18 protein-coding genes are annotated in these 16859 nt (G+C 62.7%); 9 read left to right on the top strand and 9 right to left on the bottom strand.

Annotated features, from left to right (window positions below; all coding sequences use genetic code 11):
• Both ACWPMX_RS15025 and ACWPMX_RS15020 read right to left on the bottom strand, forming a co-directional pair.
• On the bottom strand, window positions 1-235 hold a 235-nt coding region (locus ACWPMX_RS15025), incomplete at its 3' end, for a transposase (protein ID WP_455700911.1).
• Window positions 236-321: 86 nt separating this feature from the next.
• The gene (locus tag ACWPMX_RS15020; RefSeq protein ID WP_455700910.1) at window positions 322-1464 is read right to left on the bottom strand and encodes an acyl-CoA dehydrogenase family protein; all 1143 of its coding nucleotides are present in this window, start codon (window positions 1462-1464) and stop codon (window positions 322-324) included.
• Window positions 1465-1604: 140 nt separating this feature from the next.
• On the opposite strand from ACWPMX_RS15020, the gene ACWPMX_RS15015 reads away from it, so the two are divergent.
• On the top strand, window positions 1605-2357 hold the full coding sequence (locus tag ACWPMX_RS15015) for an electron transfer flavoprotein subunit beta/FixA family protein (RefSeq protein ID WP_455700909.1): 753 nt from the start codon (window positions 1605-1607) through the stop codon (window positions 2355-2357).
• A 26-nt stretch (window positions 2358-2383) separates the two neighbouring features.
• Window positions 2384-3313, top strand: a complete 930-nt coding sequence (locus tag ACWPMX_RS15010; protein WP_455700908.1) for an electron transfer flavoprotein subunit alpha/FixB family protein — start codon at window positions 2384-2386, stop codon at window positions 3311-3313.
• Between the two features lie 10 nt (window positions 3314-3323).
• Here the strand turns inward: ACWPMX_RS15010 and ACWPMX_RS15005 are convergent, their stop codons facing one another.
• A complete protein-coding gene (locus ACWPMX_RS15005) occupies window positions 3324-4223 on the bottom strand; it encodes a LysR family transcriptional regulator (RefSeq protein ID WP_455700907.1) in 900 nt (299 codons plus the stop codon).
• A 95-nt stretch (window positions 4224-4318) separates the two neighbouring features.
• Here ACWPMX_RS15005 and ACWPMX_RS15000 point away from each other — a divergent pair, with 95 nt between their 5' ends.
• From ACWPMX_RS15000 to bktB, 4 genes are all read left to right on the top strand, one after another.
• A complete protein-coding gene (locus tag ACWPMX_RS15000) occupies window positions 4319-5815 on the top strand; it encodes a CoA-acylating methylmalonate-semialdehyde dehydrogenase (RefSeq protein ID WP_455700906.1) in 1497 nt (498 codons plus the stop codon).
• Window positions 5816-5908: 93 nt separating this feature from the next.
• Complete coding sequence (locus ACWPMX_RS14995) at window positions 5909-7054, top strand: acyl-CoA dehydrogenase family protein (protein ID WP_455700905.1); 1146 nt, start codon at window positions 5909-5911, stop codon at window positions 7052-7054.
• A gap of 25 nt (window positions 7055-7079) precedes the next feature.
• On the top strand, window positions 7080-7952 hold the full coding sequence (gene mmsB, locus ACWPMX_RS14990) for a 3-hydroxyisobutyrate dehydrogenase (RefSeq protein ID WP_455700904.1): 873 nt from the start codon (window positions 7080-7082) through the stop codon (window positions 7950-7952).
• Between the two features lie 149 nt (window positions 7953-8101).
• Window positions 8102-9304, top strand: coding sequence for a beta-ketothiolase BktB (gene bktB, locus ACWPMX_RS14985; protein WP_455700903.1), 1203 nt, complete (start codon window positions 8102-8104; stop codon window positions 9302-9304).
• A 127-nt stretch (window positions 9305-9431) separates the two neighbouring features.
• On the opposite strand, the gene ACWPMX_RS14980 is transcribed toward bktB, so the two are convergent.
• Complete coding sequence (locus ACWPMX_RS14980) at window positions 9432-9641, bottom strand: helix-turn-helix transcriptional regulator (RefSeq protein WP_455700902.1); 210 nt, start codon at window positions 9639-9641, stop codon at window positions 9432-9434.
• 80 nt (window positions 9642-9721) lie between these two features.
• Here ACWPMX_RS14980 and ACWPMX_RS14975 point away from each other — a divergent pair, with 80 nt between their 5' ends.
• Entirely contained in the window at window positions 9722-10558 is an 837-nt protein-coding gene (locus ACWPMX_RS14975; RefSeq protein ID WP_455700901.1) for a GIY-YIG nuclease family protein, read from the top strand.
• Window positions 10559-10560: 2 nt separating this feature from the next.
• Here ACWPMX_RS14975 and ACWPMX_RS14970 read toward each other — a convergent pair whose 3' ends face one another.
• The 5 genes from ACWPMX_RS14970 to ACWPMX_RS14950 all read right to left on the bottom strand — a co-directional run bounded on the left by ACWPMX_RS14970 (window position 10561) and on the right by ACWPMX_RS14950 (window position 15172).
• Entirely contained in the window at window positions 10561-11322 is a 762-nt protein-coding gene (locus tag ACWPMX_RS14970) for a DUF5681 domain-containing protein (protein ID WP_455700900.1), read from the bottom strand.
• Window positions 11315-12646 (bottom strand): site-specific DNA-methyltransferase, encoded by a 1332-nt coding sequence (locus ACWPMX_RS14965; RefSeq protein WP_455700899.1) that lies wholly within the window; start codon window positions 12644-12646, stop codon window positions 11315-11317. Before ACWPMX_RS14965 ends, ACWPMX_RS14970 begins: the two co-directional genes overlap by 8 nt.
• Before the next feature lie 318 nt (window positions 12647-12964).
• Window positions 12965-13786 carry an FAS1-like dehydratase domain-containing protein gene (locus ACWPMX_RS14960; RefSeq protein ID WP_455700898.1) on the bottom strand — a complete coding sequence of 274 codons (822 nt, stop codon included), beginning with the start codon at window positions 13784-13786 and terminating at the stop codon, window positions 12965-12967.
• 144 nt (window positions 13787-13930) lie between these two features.
• Complete coding sequence (locus ACWPMX_RS14955) at window positions 13931-14515, bottom strand: J domain-containing protein (protein WP_455700897.1); 585 nt, start codon at window positions 14513-14515, stop codon at window positions 13931-13933.
• Window positions 14516-14569: 54 nt separating this feature from the next.
• Window positions 14570-15172, bottom strand: coding sequence for a hypothetical protein (locus ACWPMX_RS14950; RefSeq protein WP_455700896.1), 603 nt, complete (start codon window positions 15170-15172; stop codon window positions 14570-14572).
• Window positions 15173-15539: 367 nt separating this feature from the next.
• On the opposite strand from ACWPMX_RS14950, the gene ACWPMX_RS14945 reads away from it, so the two are divergent.
• Window positions 15540-15956: a hypothetical protein gene (locus tag ACWPMX_RS14945; protein ID WP_455700895.1), complete on the top strand. Its 417-nt coding sequence runs from the start codon at window positions 15540-15542 to the stop codon at window positions 15954-15956.
• Between the two features lie 55 nt (window positions 15957-16011).
• The gene (locus ACWPMX_RS14940; protein WP_455700894.1) at window positions 16012-16836 is read left to right on the top strand and encodes a hypothetical protein; all 825 of its coding nucleotides are present in this window, start codon (window positions 16012-16014) and stop codon (window positions 16834-16836) included.
• Window positions 16837-16859: the final 23 nt, after the last annotated feature.

Genomic DNA, 16859 nt, shown 5'->3' with positions numbered 1-16859 from the left:
GGCGGCGCTTGCCGGCTTCCATGAACTCCTTCGACCACACGTAATACAGGCTCTGGGCGATGCCTTCCTTGCGGCACAGCTCGGCAATGCTGTCACCGCCGCGCAGGCCGTCGAGCACGATCCTGATCTTGTCTTCAGCCGAGAAATGCCGACGCGTCTGCCGCCGGATGTCCTTCACCACCCGCTCAGCAGGGGCCTTCACTGGCGATTTTTTCAAGGAGGGTTGGGCCTTCATCTTCGTTCCTTCGTCACTGCGACGAAGCCCCAACCCTCCTTAAATCACAACCTCAAATCTGTGCCATTGGTGCTGACGGGGGACAATTACAGGGATCGCCCGACGAGCTCGCGCATGATTTCGCTGGTCCCCCCATAGATCCGGCGGACTCGGGCGTCGCGCCATACCCGGGCGATCGGATATTCGTTCATGTAGCCTGATCCCCCATGCAGCTGCAGCGCCGCGTCGCAGGCTAGCCATTGCATCTCGGTATGCCAGTATTTGCTTGCCGCTGCCTCATCCGCGGTGAGGTCGCCCGCGACATGGCGCTCGATAGCCCAGTCGAGATGCGCCCAACCTATCTGAAGCTTGGCCTTGATGTCTGCGAGCGTGAAGCGGGTGTTTTGGAAGTCGATCACGCGCTGTCCGAACGCCACTCGCTCCTTGGTAAAGGCGACCGCCTCATCGAAAGCGCGCTGCGCAGCAGCCTGCGCCGTAATCGAGATCGACAGGCGTTCTTGGGGGAGGTCGCTTACCAAGTAGATGAAGCCCCGGTTTTCTTCGCCGAGCAGGTTTGCAGTGGGAACCCGCACTGAGCTGAAGAATATTTCCGATGTGTCCGCCATCCATTGGCCGATCTTGTCGAGATTGCGCCCGCGGGCGAAACCTTTCCGATCGGACTCGACCAGGATGAGCGATGTCCCTTTAGCGCCACGTGATGCATCCGTCTTGCAGACCGTGATGATCAGGTCAGCATTTTGGCCGTTCGTAATGAAGGTTTTCGAGCCATCAACGACATATTCGTCTCCATCGCGACGCGCGGTCGTTCGCACGCCCTGCAGATCAGATCCGGCGCCGGGCTCGGTCATCGCGATGGCGGCGATGCTCTCTCCGCTGAGCATCTTGGGGAGGATCATCTCCTTCTGCTCATCGCTGCCGTAATGGAGGATGTACGGCATGCTGATGTCGCTCTGGAGCGTGATGGAGTCCGCCATCATCGCGTAGGTGAATTCCTCGTTGAGGATGGCATTGAACCTGAAATCCAGGCCGAGGCCGCCATAGGCTTGCGGCAGGGTGGGGCAAAGGAACCCGGCCTCTCCACACGCGAGCCAGAAGTCTCGAGCGACCCTACCCGCGCTTTCGAATTCGTCTATCCGCGGAGTGAACTCCCGCTCGATGAAGCGGCGTAGGGCTTGCCGGAAGGCTGCGTGCTCCTCTCCAAAAATCCTGCTGAAATCTCGATCAAGCAACGCATCCCTCCGTCCTTTCGGCGGTCTTAGCCTATGTGACCTCTTGACAAATGTAAACTAGCTTACTTACCGTACTACGGTCGTCTACCATTCTTCGTGGCGATCGATCTCCTCCGGGGGATCCGGCTGGAGGGAAGCAGATGAAGATCCTCGTCCCGGTCAAGCGGGTGATCGATTACAACGTGAAGCCGCGGGTCAAGGCCGACGGCTCGGGCGTCGATCTCGCCAACGTCAAGATGAGCATGAATCCGTTCGACGAGATCGCGGTCGAGGAAGCGCTGCGGCTGAAGGAAAAGGGCGCGGCGACCGAAGTGGTGGTCGTGTCGATCGGCCCCGCCAAGGCGACCGAGACGCTGCGCACGGGTCTTGCGATGGGCTCCGACCGGGCGATCCATGTCCAGGTCGATGACGGTGCCGAAGTCGAGCCGCTGGCGGTCGCCAAGATCCTGAAGGGCATCGCCGACGCCGAGCAACCGGGCCTGGTGATCCTTGGCAAGCAGGCGATCGACGACGATTCGAACCAGACCGGCCAGATGCTTGCCGCGCTGATGGGCCGGCCGCAGGGCACCTTTGCCAATACCGTCGCGGTCGAGGGCGACCACGTGGTGGTCAAGCGCGAGATCGACGGCGGGCTCGAGACGGTCAAGCTGGCGATGCCCGCCATCGTCACCACCGACCTTCGCCTCAACGAGCCGCGCTATGCCTCGCTGCCCAATATCATGAAGGCGAAATCCAAGCCGCTCGACGTGAAGTCCCCCGCCGACTTCGGGGTCGACATCGCGCCGCGGCTCAAGACCCTTAAGGTCGCCGAGCCGCCGGTCCGCCAGGCGGGCGTCAAGGTCGCCGACGTCGACGAACTGGTCGCCAAGATGAAGGCGCTCGGCATCGCCTGAGCAATTCCCGAGGAAGGTTTAGACACATGAAGACTCTCGTTCTCGTCGAACACGACAACGCCTCGGTGAAGGATGCCACGCTGGCCGTGGTCACCGCCGCGTCGAAGCTGGGCGAAGTGCACCTGCTCGTCGCGGGCAAGGGCTGCGCCGGGGTAGCCGATGCCGCCGCGAAGATCGCGGGTGTAGGCAAGGTCCACCTCGCCGACGATACCGCCTACGAACACCAGCTGGCCGAGAACGTCGCGCCGCTCGTGGCCGACCTGATGGACCACCACGACGCGTTCCTTGCGCCGGCCACCACCACCGGCAAAAACATCGCTCCGCGCGTGGCCGCGCTGCTCGACGTCATGCAGATTTCCGAGATCATCGGGATCGAGGGCGACAAGACCTTCACCCGCCCGATCTATGCCGGCAACGCGATCGCGACCGTCGAATCGAGCGATCCCAAGCTCGTCATCACCGTGCGCGGTACCGCGTTCGACAAGGCGGCGAGCGAAGGCGGCGCGGGCACCGTCGAGGCGGTATCGGGTCCGGGCGACGCGGGTACCAGCAGCTTCGTGGGCAGCGAGCTCGCCAAGAGCGAGCGCCCCGAACTGACCAGCGCCAAGGTCATCGTGTCCGGCGGTCGCGCGCTCAAGGATGCCGACACTTTCCATGAAGTCATCCTGCCGCTCGCCGACAAGCTCGGCGCGGGCGTCGGCGCCAGCCGCGCGGCGGTCGATGCGGGCTACGTCCCCAACGATTACCAGGTCGGCCAGACCGGCAAGATCGTCGCGCCCGAAGTCTACATCGCGATCGGTATCTCGGGCGCGATCCAGCACCTTGCGGGGATGAAGGATTCCAAGACCATCATCGCCATCAATAAGGACGAGGACGCCCCGATCTTCCAGGTCGCGGACATCGGCCTCGTCGGCGACCTGTTCAAGGTCGTGCCAGAACTGACCGGCAAGCTCTGAATTACGACGCTCAGCGCGCCTGCTTCGGTAGGAGCAAGTCACGGCAGTGCTCGATCATCGCAGCGATCCATTCCTTGCCGGCCTGGACCCTCGCAAGCTGGTGGGTGTCTTTGTGGGTTACCATCCAAAACGAACGGTAAATCAGCTTGTCGGGTAAGACAGGGGCCAGGGCAGGGTCAGCGTTTCCGATAAAGCATGGAAGTACCCCGATACCGGCACCCGCCGCGATCAGCTGGTGCTGAGCGTTAATGCTCGAAGAGCGCAGTCGCGGGGTGAGGTCGGGGTGGATCTCGCCAAGATAGCGGAGTTCCGGCGCATAAACCAAGTCGGGAATATAACCGATCAGGCTGTGTCCGGTAAGCAAGCCTGCGCCCTGCTTGGGAGCGCCTCGTGAAGCGAGGTAACCAAGCGAAGCATAAAGGCCGAGTGCGTAATCGGACAGCTTGCCCGCTATGATAGGACCCGCCTTGGGACGTGACAGCATCACCGCAATGTCGGCCTCGCGCTTCGACATGCTGAGAAAGCCGCTGTTGGCCACAAGGTCGATGGTCAAGCCCGGGTGCGTTTGAGCGAATTGAGGCAGGCGCCGGGCCAGAACCCAGCTGCCAAAGCCTTCGGCCACGCTGATCCGCAACGTGCCGGACAACGGAACGCTCCCTCGATCGCTACCTCGTTCGATTCCGGCGGCTTCACTCGACATCCGCTCGACCCGCACGAGAAGGGCTTCGCCCGCCTCGGTAAGGACCTGGCCCTCGCGGGTCTGCTCGAACAGATTGGCGCCAACGCTGGTCTCCAGCCGGCGCAGTCTACGGCTGACGGTTGAGGCATCGATGCGCAAAACGGCGCCGGCCCGGCCCAACTGGCCTGTCTGCGCAACTGCTAGAAAAACCTGCAGATCGCTCCAGTCCATCGCTTGCATATTTGCAGGCCGTATCGGCGATTATGTCTGTTGTCTGCAATTTTGTGCGCGGGCAAAGGGGGTGAAGCAAATTGGAGAGTATGTGGATGCGCCAGATTAACCACTTCATCGTCGGTGGGGCTAGCGGCTCCGCGAGCCGCGGCCACCAAATCTGGAATCCTTCGACCGGCGAAGTGCAGGCGGAGGTTGCGCTGGGCGATGCGGCGCTGCTCGACCGCGCGGTCGCAGCGGCCAAGAAGGTCCAGCCCGAATGGGCGGTCACCAACCCCCAGCGCCGCGCGCGGATCATGTTCGCGTTCAAAACGCTGGTCGAGACCCACCGCGACGAGCTTGCCCGTCTGCTCGCCTCCGAGCACGGCAAGGTGATCGACGACGCGCAGGGCGATATCCAGCGCGGGCTCGAGGTGATCGAGTACGCCTGCGGCATTCCGCAGGTGCTCAAGGGCGAATACACGCTGGGCGCGGGGCCCGGGATCGACGTCTATTCGGCACGCCAGCCGCTCGGCATCGGCGCGGGCATCACCCCGTTCAACTTCCCCGCGATGATCCCGATGTGGATGTTCGGCATGGCGATCGCGGCGGGCAACGCCTTTATCCTCAAGCCCAGCGAGCGCGATCCCAGCGTGCCCGTGCGGCTCGCCGAGCTGTTCCTCGAGGCCGGCGCGCCCGAAGGCCTGCTGCAGGTGGTCCACGGCGACAAGGAAATGGTCGACGCGATGCTCGACCATCCCGACATCGCCGCGGTGAGCTTCGTCGGCTCGAGCGACATCGCGCACTACGTCTACAAGCGCGGCGTCGCGGCGGGCAAGCGCGTGCAGGCGATGGGCGGGGCCAAGAACCACGGCATCGTGATGCCCGATGCCGACCTCGACATGGTCGTCAACGACCTCGCCGGCGCCGCGTTCGGTTCGGCAGGAGAGCGCTGCATGGCGCTGCCCGTCGTCGTGCCGGTGGGCGAGGACACCGCCGACCGGCTGCGCGAAAAGCTCATCCCCGCGATCAATGCGCTGCGGATCGGCGTCTCGACCGACAAGGACGCGCACTACGGGCCGGTCGTCACCCCGGAGCACAAGGCGCGGGTCGAGGGATGGATCGACACCGCCGAGAAGGAAGGCGCCGAAGTCGTGATCGACGGCCGCGGGTTCAGCTTACAGGGCCACGAGAAGGGCTTCTTCGTCGGGCCTACGCTGCTCGACCGCGTCACCCCGGACATGGAGAGCTACAAGGAGGAGATCTTCGGTCCGGTGCTCCAGATTGTCCGCGCAAGGGATTTCGAGGAGGCAGTCCGCCTGCCGAGCGAGCATCAGTACGGTAACGGGGGCGCGATCTTCACCCGCAACGGCCACGCCGCGCGCGAGTTCGCCAGCCGGGTCAATGTCGGCATGGTCGGGATCAATGTGCCGATCCCGGTGCCGGTCGCCTATCACAGCTTCGGCGGGTGGAAGCGCAGCGCGTTCGGTGACACCAACCAGTACGGCACCGAGGGGCTCAAGTTCTGGACCAAGGTCAAGACCGTCACCCAGCGCTGGCCCGACGGCGGCGGCGATGGGTCGAACGCGTTCAACATCCCAACGTTTGCGTGAGTCCTACATGATTGCCAACTCCTCTCCGGTGGCGATCATCACCTTGGTGCCCGGCAAGTTGAATCTGCCGGGCGCCCCTTTTGTCCAGCGCGCATGACAGGGCAATTCCAGCTGACCGACGACCAGCTCGCCATCCAGGACATGGCGCGCAAGTTCACCGCCGACCGGATCACGCCGTTCGCCGCGCAGTGGGACGAGGATCACCACTTCCCGCGCGACGTGGTGCAGGCGGCGGGCGAGCTCGGCTTCGGGTCGATCTACGTTTCGGAGGAATCGGGCGGGATCGCGCTCGGCCGGCTCGAGGCGGCGCTGATCATGGAAGCGATGGCCTACGGCTGCCCGGCGACCAGCGCGTATGTCTCGATCCACAACATGGCGAGCTGGATGATCGACCGTTTCGGCGGGGACGCGGTCAAGGCGAAGTTCCTGCCCAAGCTCGTCAGCATGGAACATATCGCGAGCTACGCGCTGACCGAGCCGGGCTCGGGCTCGGACGCCGCCGCGCTCAAGACCACCGCGAAGCTGGACGGCGATCACTACGTCCTCAACGGCACCAAGCAGTTCATCTCGGGCAGCGGGTTCAACGACATCTACGTCGTGATGGTCCGCACGTCCGAAGACAAGTCGAAGGGGATATCCTGCCTCGTCGTCGAGAAGGGCACCCCCGGTCTCAGCCACGGCGCGCCCGAGAAAAAGCTCGGCTGGAACGCCAGTCCCACCGCGCAGCTCGTGTTCGAGGATTGCCGGGTGCCGGTCGCCAACCGCGTCGGCGGCGAAGGCGAGGGCTTTCGCTTCGCGATGGCCGGGCTCGACGGCGGACGGCTCAACATCGGCGCGTGCAGCCTGGGCGGCGCACAGCGCTGCCTCGACGAGGCGGTCAACTACACCAAGGAACGCCAGCAGTTCGGCGTGCCCGTAGCCGACTTCCAGAACACCCAGTTCATGCTCGCCGACATGGCCACCGACCTCGAGGCGGCGCGCGCGCTGCTGTACCTCGCGGCGGCCAAGGTGACCGAGAACGCGCCCGACAAAACGCGCTTTTCCGCGATGGCCAAGCGGCTGGCGACCGACAGCGGCAGCAAGATCGTCAACGACGCGCTGCAGCTGTTCGGCGGCTACGGCTATCTGAAGGACTATCCGATCGAGCGGTTCTGGCGCGACCTGCGCGTCCACTCGATCCTCGAAGGGACCAACCAGGTGATGCGGATGATCGTCGGCCGGGACATGCTGCGCCAATGAAATGGGCGGACAGGAGAAGATGCATATGAAGATCGCCTTCATCGGCCTCGGCAACATGGGCTGCGGGATGGCCGCCAACCTCGTCAAGGCGGGGCACGCGGTCAACGCGTTCGACCTGTCGGAAGCGGCGCTGGCCGCGGCGAAAGACCACGGCTGCGCCCCCTTCACTGACGCGCGCGAAGCGGTCCAGGGGGTCGAGGCGGTGGTCACGATGCTGCCCAACGGCGCGATCGTGAAGTCGGTCTACGAGGACAGCGTGATCGGCCACGCGCCGGCGGGCGCGGTGCTGCTCGATTGCTCGACGATCGACGTCGCCACCGCGCGCGCGGTCAGCGCGAGCGCCGAGGCGGCGGGCTATGCCATGGTCGACGCGCCGGTCTCGGGCGGGATCGCGGCGGCCAACGGCGGCACGCTGACCTTCATGGTCGGCGGCAGCGACGCGGCGTTCGCGCGGGCGAAGGACGTGCTGGACCCGATGGGCAAGGCGGTGATCCATGCCGGCGCGGCGGGCAACGGGCAGGCGGCGAAGATCTGCAACAACATGTTGCTCGGCATCCACATGATCGGCACCTGCGAGGCATTCGCGATGGCCGAGAAGCTCGGGCTCGACCCGCAGACCTTCTACGACATCTCGAGCGTGTCGAGCGGCCAGTGCTGGTCGATGACGAGCTATTGCCCGGTCCCGGGCGTCGGCCCGACCACCCCGGCGGACAACGACTACAAGGGCGGCTTCGCGGCCGGCCTGATGCTCAAGGACCTGCGCCTGGCGATGGAAGCGGCCGAAGACGTCAACGCGCCGGTGCCGCTCGCCCAGCGCGCCCGCGCGCTCTACGAGGACTACGTCGGCGCGGGCAACGCCGAGGTCGACTTCAGCGGGATCATTCGGACGCTGAAGTAGCCACGGAAAAAGGAGGGCTCGACCTTTTCGAAAATCATCAGAACGCTGCTCATCTTCATTTTAGGCACTGCCGCACAGATAAACGGTCGCCCAGAGACGACTTTACAATCAGTTTTCGAAGTATCCGCGGTCAACAAAGGTAATAGGTAATGGAAGACGTTTACGTTGTAAGTGGCGCACGTACTCCAGTGGGAGACTTTGGCGGTTCTCTCAAAAGTCTCATGCCGTCCCAACTTGGCGTGCTTGTCGCTGAGGAAGCAATGAAGCGCGCCCGAGTGAACCCAGGGGATGTGCAGCATGTCGTCATCGGACAAGTCATGCAGTCGAGCGCGCGGGACAATATGCTTAGCCGCGTGATTGCCCTAAAGGCCGGCGTTCCCGAGCACGTACCTGCGCTAACGCTGAACCGGCTTTGCGGCTCGGGCCTACAAGCCATCGTTTCGGCAGCCCAGATGATGAAGCTTGACGAAGCCTCGATTACCCTCGCCGGCGGTGTCGAGAGCATGTCGAACGTGCCCTACCATGACCATGGTACGCGCTGGGGCCGCAAAATGGGCGACAATTCTCAAGAAGACGCGCTGACCTACGGCCTGCTGGATGCGATCGGCGATTATCACATGGGAATCACAGCCGAGAACGTGGCTGAACGAAACTGTATCAGCCGCGAAGAAATGGATGCACTCGCGGTCACCAGCCATCAACGAGCCGCTCGAGCGATAAAGGAAGGGCGGTTTAAAGAGCAGATTCTCCCAATTGAAGTGAGGACGCGCAATGGGGTGGTCATTTTCGACACCGATGAACATGTTCGCGGCGATATCAGCAGCGAGGTTGTCGCGAAAATGAAGCCCGCATTCAGGAAAGATGGCTTGGTCACCGCAGCGAACGCCAGCGGCATCAACGATGGTGCTGCAGCGGTAGTACTCGCCGTCGGTAGCGAAGTTAAAAGGCGCAGCTTGGAACCGCTCGCCAAGATCCTGGCATGGGGTCACGCGGGGGTGGCACCGCAATATATGGGCGAGGGCCCGATTAAGGCAGTTCCGATTGCCCTCGACCGGGCTGGGCTAAGGCTCGACCAGATGGATGTTATCGAAAGCAACGAAGCCTTTGCGGCGCAGGCAGCGGCGGTCGCTAAAGTACTCGGTTTTGATCCTGAGAAGGTGAACCCCAACGGTTCCGGCGTTTCCCTAGGCCATCCAGTTGGCGCTACGGGCTGTATCCTCACCATAAAGTGCGCCTATGAATTGAAGCGATGTGGGGGAAGATACGGCTTGGTAACGATGTGTATCGGCGGAGGTCAGGGGATTGCTATGATTATTGAGAATGCGCATGTTGCAGGCGGGCGGGACTCATGATCCAATCAAGTATTGGACACACGAGCTGCACATATCACGGTTCCGCCGTGACCGACGTCCGAGATCAGGAGCGGTTAAAAAGCGGCAACAGACCATCCTAAAAACTCGTATTGAGGGCGCCTTCTCCTCAATCCTCGCGAATGAGCCGATCTGGTGAAACAGCCAAAGGCTGAGCGAGCTCGAACAACGAGAGGACAGTAGGATTCCTTCGTCCCCGCTCGAGGTCGGAAATGTATTGCTGCGAGAACCCGGACAGCTCGGCGTACTGCTCCTGGGTCATGTTCGCGGCAAGCCTGAGCCTGCGCACATTGCGTCCCACGAGCTTGCGCATGTCCATGCACAAACCATTGGCGTTTCAAGGCGCGTCTCTTTATCTACTATAGTATGTATTCGATCATTGACTCGGGCTGATCCTGCATGCTGCGCTTCAACATGCTGTTGCGCGAAGCCGATATCGACCCATCCTCTGTCCGCCTTCTGCGGCACCAGCCGGTGTTGCCGAACGGCGTTGTGCTGATCGACCAGTACCACCGCGACCGGCCTTCGCTCCTTGCATGGCAATCGGTTCAGTCGAGGCAGCGACGCCCGCACCTTGCAGGACAGAACTGGGTATCGTTCCTGGGAACACCGGATGGCAGGACGGTGCTCGAGGGGATATACCAGGTCGGTCCGGCAGAGCCGATCGTCGACGCGATCAACGATCCGCTCACTGGTCAAACTATCCCCGGCAGCACCTGCGATCGGTACGATCTGCATCTGGTCAACGCGTTCGATTCTTATAGCGGCAGGTTGCTTGTCGATTGGGGCGGGGGCTCGTCGGGTAAGCGCGCCTGGATCCAGCGTGCGGACAGCCAGGACAAGCCGATCGTAGCGATTCTCGAATGCCGCTTCGAGCAGCCGTTCCCGGGCTATCTTGCTTTCCAGCACACCATCGGCGGGTTGGATAGGCTCAGCCCGACATGGATCAATGCGCTCCGCCGCGCCAAAGGTGTCTATTTGCTGAGCTGCCCGCAGACCGGCCGACAATACACCGGCTCGGCAACTGGCGCGGAGGGATTCTGGGGCCGGTGGCAGGAATACTGCCTGACCGGCCACGGCGGCAATCAGGGGCTGCTGGACTGCGACACCGGGCCGTTCGCGGTCACCATTCTTCAGGTCGCCGGGTCGACGGCCACGAGCGACGATATCCTGGCCGACGAGCAGGTATGGAAGGCCAAGCTGCTGTCGCGAGAGTTCGGGTTCAACCGCAATTGATCTTATCGCGCGGCCCGGCGGAGATTTCGCTTGGGTCGGTCGGGAAGCTCAGGCATCGGCAAGGTCTTGCCCTTCCTCCAGACTGGAAGACGCCTTAGTTGATACCGCTCCGGCAATCTTTCGTTGTGTCGCATGAACCGGTGCGTGCACCGAAGGAGCGTCAGGTTAAGATCGACATCCATCGGATCAGCTGCAACCCTGCGCCGGTATTCAAACACCAGAGCTCGCATCTTTGCCAGCGTGTCCAGGAGTTCCTTCCAGACCTTGGCCTCCTTGGCGTTTGCGGGACCGTGGATCTTCACGGTGCGCTTGCTCCAGTCAGCCTCAACGTCGTCGGGGTGAGGAATGAGCAACGGCTCGAGCTTTGCAAACTCCTCGGGATGATACAGCCGCATCTCGTCGCACTGGCGCTTGTAACTCTCAAACTTCACCAGAATCGCGAGCTGCTCATCCTGAATCTTCTGCTCAACTTGCATCGCCCGGTCGATGAGATCGCGCTGCGCGAAAGGGCTGCCCTTGCCTGCGGTCTTGAGCTGCGCACGTATGACGGCCGTGAAAGCAGCCATCGGGCCACTGCTCGATGCGATCTGCCGGCTCATTTCGTCCTGCAGGATCTGTTCAGCCGCCGTCAGGCCGGAGGCTCGCTTCTTCTTGTTCTTACTGCCTAAGGGCCGACCGCGGGAGTTGCCCGATGTGTACGGGGGGAACTGGTGCTCTTTCGGGGGGTGCTTATAGCCCCTTTTTGGCGCATCATCGTCACTCACGGGGCTTCTCCGTTTGCCCCGTCCCACCTCGTTCTACTACAACATCCTCGAACGCCAAACCCGACTCCGCGAGCACGGCCTTCTTCCCGGTAAATCGCTCGTATCGCGTGACTATCGTGTCACAGTAGATCGGGTCGTATTCGATCAGCCTAGCTAAGCGGCCAGCCTTCTCCGCCGCAATCAGCGTCGTGCCCGAGCCACCGAACATGTCGAGTACGATTTCGCCGCGGCGAGAGCAGTCGCGGATCGCATCGGCGACCAGGGCGACCGGCTTGACCGTGGGATGCATTTGGAGCTCTTCCATCCGCCGCGCACCCATCGTGTTCACACCGGCATAGTCCCACACGTTGGTCCGGTAGCGTCCTGTGTCACCCAACCCGAAGCTGTTCACATGCGGATCGGTGCCGACCTTGTAGACGAACACCAGCTCGTGCTTGGAGCGATAGAAGCTGCCCATCCCGGCGTTGGTCTTGTTCCAGACGCACAGATTCTTCAGCTCGTCGAACACCGCCTCGCCTGCATCGAGCAGCTCGCGCATGTGACGCCAGTCCATGCACACGAACGCGATCGCCCCGTCCCGGCAACGCCTCGCACCGGGCTCGAGCGTCTCGCGCAGGAACTGCGTGAAGGCCGAAGAGGACATCTCTCCGGTCGCCATCGCGAACTCGCGGTGCTTGACCTTTCCAAGCCCGCTCACGTGTCCTGCTATGGGCACATTGTAGGGCGGGTCGGTGAAGATCAAATCGACGCGCTCAGATCCAAGCAGGGTATCGTAATCACCCGCTTCGCGTGCATCGCCGCAGATCAGCTTGTGCCTGCCCAGGATCCACACGTCGCCCCGCTGGCTGGTCGCAGAGCTGGGCGGCTCTGGTACCTCGTCCTCGGGCCCCGGCTGCAGATCCGGATTACCATCAGCGGCTGCATCCAGCACGAAGTCGACCTCGGCAAGCGAGAAGCCGGTCAGCTCGACGTCGAATCCGAAGTCGATCAGCCCCTGCAGCTCGATCGCAAGGATCTCTTGATCCCACCCGGCGTTGAGCGCGAGTTTGTTATCGGCAAGCACATAGGCGCGGCGCTGCTCGGGGCTGAGATGCGACAACCGCAGGGTGGGCACCTCTCTCATGCCCAGCTCGCGGGCAGCGAGAACGCGGCCGTGGCCCGCTATGATCTCATCATCATCGCTGATGAGCACGGGATTGGTGAAGCCGAACTGTTCGATGCTGACGGCGATCTGCTTGATCTGCTTCCTGGAGTGGGTCCGGGCATTTCCCTTGTAAGGGCGCAGCGCCTCGACGCGCCGCAGCTCGATTTGCGGGAAATCCATGTCTGAGCTCGCCTCCATGTTTCCGCTTCAATAGCACCCGAGGTTGCGAGGTCGAGGCGCTCCCTCGAACGAGTCAATTTGTCATTCCATACTGCGGGCGTTCGCAGCAGATGAAGCAGCGAGCGAAGGCCATTCGCTGTTTTAATTTGGCCACAATTCGCGTTTTTTGGCGTTAAGCCACTGTAGACGCGTCACAAAAATGGGCAGGGGCGCTCTGGGAGAGCGAAAAGTCGGCCAAATTCCCTGTAAATCGCGCCGTTGCATGCAAAGACCCGTTAGCGCCGGACTGCGCCATTCACCACCTCATCCGCGCACCGATCAAACCCGGCTAAATTCGGCACGCATCGCCACGGCGCCGTCGCAGCGCACGGCTTCGACCGCGTCTTTGCCGACTGACCGCAGGAAGATCGGCTGGCCGAGAAAAAGCGGTGCCATCGCGCGGAAGGAGAAGCGCTTCAGCGGTCCGTTGCGCATCGCCAGCCCCGCGAGGCGTGCAGCCGTGAAGGGGCCATGGACCACGAGAGACGGATAGCCTTCGACTTCGGTCGCATATGGGTGATCATAGTGGATACGATGCGAATTGAAGGTCGCGGCGGAAAAGCGGAACAGGTGGGTTTCGGTGGGAAGCCACCGCTCGCCTTCCGGCTCGACCGGCAAAGGCTCCGGCATTGCCACCGGAGAGCCTGCGGGTCGGTAGACCAAGCTCTGGCGCTCGCTCATGCATGGTGAGCCACCCTGCTCGATGACCCGCTCGATCTCGACGAACACCAATGCGCCGCTGCGACCCTCCTTGGGAGTGATCTCGGCGATGGTAGAAGTAAGCGTAGCCTGGTGACCAAGCGCCAGCGGGCGATGAAACGTCATCGCGCTGGCGGCAAACATCCGTTGCGGGAGGCCGGTGTCGGGCAGGAACGAGCCCACCCGGGCGTGACCGTCGCTGGAAAGCTCTGAATCAGCCGGATCGGGAAGGAAAAAGGCCCAATGCGCCAACGGTGGCTGCGCTTCGGGACTGGCGACGGGGGCACCGCTGGCAAGGGCGAACCGCCGAAGCGGCTGGAGTTCCAGAACTTCTACCCTCGTCTGCGTGCGACCCACGAACTGCTGTAGAGCGTTCGCCTCGTCTTCGAGTGCTGCATTCATTGACGGCCTCGCCTCTCGCCTTCGAAAATTGCCCCTATAGGCAATCTTGAACCGATTAATTCGCTACCACAGCCACCTCACCGCAAGCGTTTACAAGCGCATTCCTTCGGCGGTGGGGGCTACGGCTTTCTAGATCAGGCTCACTCAGACCGTGTCGCCGTCCCTACCGGTCAAGGGCGCTTCGTGGGTAATCATCAGCTTTGCAGCTTCCGAACGCGAAGTTGCGATGACGTGGTCGATCCCCTCGATGGTTATTGCCAGCGTACCCATCTCGGTTACCTCGACGAGGTTCTTGGCCTTCAAATACCAGGTGTGGAACTCGAACTGCGTGGGCGAACAGCCGATCAGCTCCTCCAATTGCCAGCTACCGATGCCGGGGTTTCCAGGGGCCTCCCGCCTTTGCCGATAGAGGTGGCGAAGTATCCGCGCATGAGCTTCGGCGTCCTCAAGCGCTTCCCCGTGCGACTTGTCGTCGGCAGCACCGGGGGACGGTACACCGCCATATTCGGCTCGGTATCTGTCTTCGAATTCCTTGCGCATTTCCGGGTCGCGCAATGCCTTGTAGGCTTCGACGACGTCCGCGAACTTGTCGAGGTCGGAGGTCTCGGAATTGTCGGGATGATAAAGCTTGGCGAAATGGTGATATGCCTGCTCAAGCTCGCGCGACGTGCACCCTGGCCGCACTTGCAGGCGATCGAAGAAATCGATGAAATCGGCTTGATGATTCATACCGAGACCCTGTTAACCCGGCAGGTTCACCCACACCGCCATTCGCTACACGACTTAGGGGGTACACCCCTTCGGTTTGCCGTTGTTGCATTTCGGGGTGAGCGTCCCCGAACCGTTGCCGTTGCCGTTGCCGTTGCCCGTCGAAGTACCGCCGCCGGTCGTGCCACCAGTGGTTCCGCCTGTCGTGCCGCCGGAAGTTCCACCCGTTGTGTCGCCGGTCGTGCCACCAGTGGTCCCGCCGGTCGTGCCACCAGTGGTCCCGCCGGTCGTGCCACCAGTGGTCCCACCGGTCGTGCCACCCGTGGTTCCGCTCGTCGTATTGCCACCCGTGGTTCCGCCGGTCGTATCGCCGCCTGTCGATCCCGTGCCGGTGGTTCCGCCGGTACCGGTACCCGATCCACCGCCGCTCGTTCCGTTGCCCGCGGTGCTCCCGTTCGAACCGGACCCGCCGCCTGTGCCCGATGAAGAGCTGTCCGAGCCGCTTGCGCCGAACCCGGCACTTGCGCCGACTAGATTTGCTGCGTGGCCAAGGGCGACGGACACGTTGCTGCCCAACGCATACGAGGCTCCACCTATTCCCACCCCGGCGATAGCCAGGATCAAGGCATATTCGGCAGCCGCCGCACCGGCATCGTTGGTCAAGAAACGCAATCGCATATCGCAGCACCCTGTTGCTGAAGGCTCAGATCTGACCCGCGACAGCTTTGCTGCTCGTCGAGGACGCTCTATCGCGAATCGCAGCCGATATCCAGTCACCGATTTTCCACCATATAAGTTGTGCTGATCGAGCGGCGGGATCACCCACGGCAAACGTTTGCAGGCCAGCGCGGCGTCGGAGGGTAAACGTCCCGCAAGAGGACAAGTCCCGCCAGCGAAAGGTAACAATTGTTCTCTCAGTCGAATTGTGATTGAAGACGGTGTCCTGTCGGCATTTGCGATGCCGCCAGCAAACAACGGGTCCATCGACACGTCGGGTAGCGCAAAAGCGCGCCGGGCATCCAAGGCTAAGCGGCCAGGAGTGATGATGCGCTCGATACTCTTGCTGTCTGCAGCGGTGGCTGGTGTCCTCGGTTTGCCCGTGTGCGTGCACGCCCAGGATGCGGCGGAGACCGCGATCATCCTCGGCGGTACCGGCAACGCTCAAGGTCGCGCCCAGCGCAGCCTCGGATCGGCGATTGCGCGCGGAATGGGCAATGCCGCGGGGGCTGTCGCGGCCACCACTCCGGCGCGCACGCCACACGGGTCGACGACGCAACGATCCAGAAGCCACGGACGGACGCAGGGTAACTTCGCCATTCCGCTTCCCGGCGATGTCGATCCGCTGGCGAAAACAAACGCTCCGTCGTTCAAGGTCAGCAGCGGGGCTACGCTCCGGGTGAGCGGCGGGCTTCGGCGGAAGAGTGCCGTCGTGGAAAAGGCTCCAGAAGATGCCGGTCGCTAGGATGGTTACGCGGACGGACCGGCAGCCGACGCCGTCGAAGGGTGCCTGATCCAGAATGCACCTCCATTCGAACGCGAGTTGCAGCTATGTCATCAAGGCGGTCGAGCTGCCTGCCCTGAACTATCTGGGCAAGGGCCATCCCCTGCCCAAGCGCCTGACGTGGATCAATCGCGGTACCGACCAGGATCTGCGACCGACAAGCGTACAGCAGCTTATCCGAACGCTGTTTCACGACCAGAAGTCTCCCAGCGTGGCCAAACTTCACGAAACCTCGGGACTACGTGTGTCGTTCGAGACCATGCAGGATCGGGACGGGTTCGCCAAAGCCTTCTCCGCCGCTCGCGCCGAGATGATTCGACGCCAGCGGACCGAGCTGTCGGCCGTGTTCGACAGGCCCAAGGATGCCGAGAAGAGTTTCGAGGAACTGCGTGCGGGCGGCGTCGAGGCCAAATCGATTTCGCTGCTGTGGCGCGCGGGGCAGTTCATCCGCGAAAATCACAGCTATCCCGCCGGCCACTCCAGACTGAGCGTGGCCACGGCCACGGTCGGGGCGGGTCTGGCGGGGGCGATCTTCGGCATGACCCTGTTGACCATTCCCGGGCTCGGCCTGGTCGCGGCCGGGGGAGCGATCGCGGCACAGGCGCTCGGCACGATCGGCGCGGTCGGCGGGGCGCTGGGCGCGACTGGCGGCGGCATAGCGCGCATGCTCACCGATCTCGACGTCGACGATCACGAGGTCGACTACTTCGTCATGGAGATCGCCACCGGCAAGGTGTTCGTCTCGGTCGATCCGGTCACGTGCGGGAAGAGCATAGAGTTCGTCCGCGGCATCCTCACGCGCAATGGCGGCCACTTCGCGGACAGTGTCGCTCATGAATAGCGTCGCGGATGGCCCCGAATGGC

This window comes from Tsuneonella sp. HG094 (assembly GCF_053819285.1).
The sequence above is the reverse complement of the archived record's forward strand: the minus strand, read 5'-3'. Positions and strand labels throughout refer to the sequence as shown.

Coding starts and splice junctions, on each gene's coding strand:
- ACWPMX_RS14995 (WP_455700905.1), top strand. CDS start 5,909: ATGACAGGGCAATTCCAGCTGACCGACGACCAGCTCGCCATCCAGGAC.
- ACWPMX_RS14955 (WP_455700897.1), bottom strand. CDS start 14,515: ATGAATCATCAAGCCGATTTCATCGATTTCTTCGATCGCCTGCAAGTG.
- ACWPMX_RS14980 (WP_455700902.1), bottom strand. CDS start 9,641: ATGGACATGCGCAAGCTCGTGGGACGCAATGTGCGCAGGCTCAGGCTT.
- ACWPMX_RS15010 (WP_455700908.1), top strand. CDS start 2,384: ATGAAGACTCTCGTTCTCGTCGAACACGACAACGCCTCGGTGAAGGAT.
- ACWPMX_RS14965 (WP_455700899.1), bottom strand. CDS start 12,646: ATGGATTTCCCGCAAATCGAGCTGCGGCGCGTCGAGGCGCTGCGCCCT.
- ACWPMX_RS14950 (WP_455700896.1), bottom strand. CDS start 15,172: ATGCGATTGCGTTTCTTGACCAACGATGCCGGTGCGGCGGCTGCCGAA.
- bktB (WP_455700903.1), top strand. CDS start 8,102: ATGGAAGACGTTTACGTTGTAAGTGGCGCACGTACTCCAGTGGGAGAC.
- ACWPMX_RS14945 (WP_455700895.1), top strand. CDS start 15,540: ATGCGCTCGATACTCTTGCTGTCTGCAGCGGTGGCTGGTGTCCTCGGT.
- ACWPMX_RS15015 (WP_455700909.1), top strand. CDS start 1,605: ATGAAGATCCTCGTCCCGGTCAAGCGGGTGATCGATTACAACGTGAAG.
- ACWPMX_RS15005 (WP_455700907.1), bottom strand. CDS start 4,223: ATGGACTGGAGCGATCTGCAGGTTTTTCTAGCAGTTGCGCAGACAGGC.
- mmsB (WP_455700904.1), top strand. CDS start 7,080: ATGAAGATCGCCTTCATCGGCCTCGGCAACATGGGCTGCGGGATGGCC.
- ACWPMX_RS15000 (WP_455700906.1), top strand. CDS start 4,319: ATGCGCCAGATTAACCACTTCATCGTCGGTGGGGCTAGCGGCTCCGCG.
- ACWPMX_RS14975 (WP_455700901.1), top strand. CDS start 9,722: ATGCTGCGCTTCAACATGCTGTTGCGCGAAGCCGATATCGACCCATCC.
- ACWPMX_RS14940 (WP_455700894.1), top strand. CDS start 16,012: ATGCACCTCCATTCGAACGCGAGTTGCAGCTATGTCATCAAGGCGGTC.
- ACWPMX_RS14960 (WP_455700898.1), bottom strand. CDS start 13,786: ATGAATGCAGCACTCGAAGACGAGGCGAACGCTCTACAGCAGTTCGTG.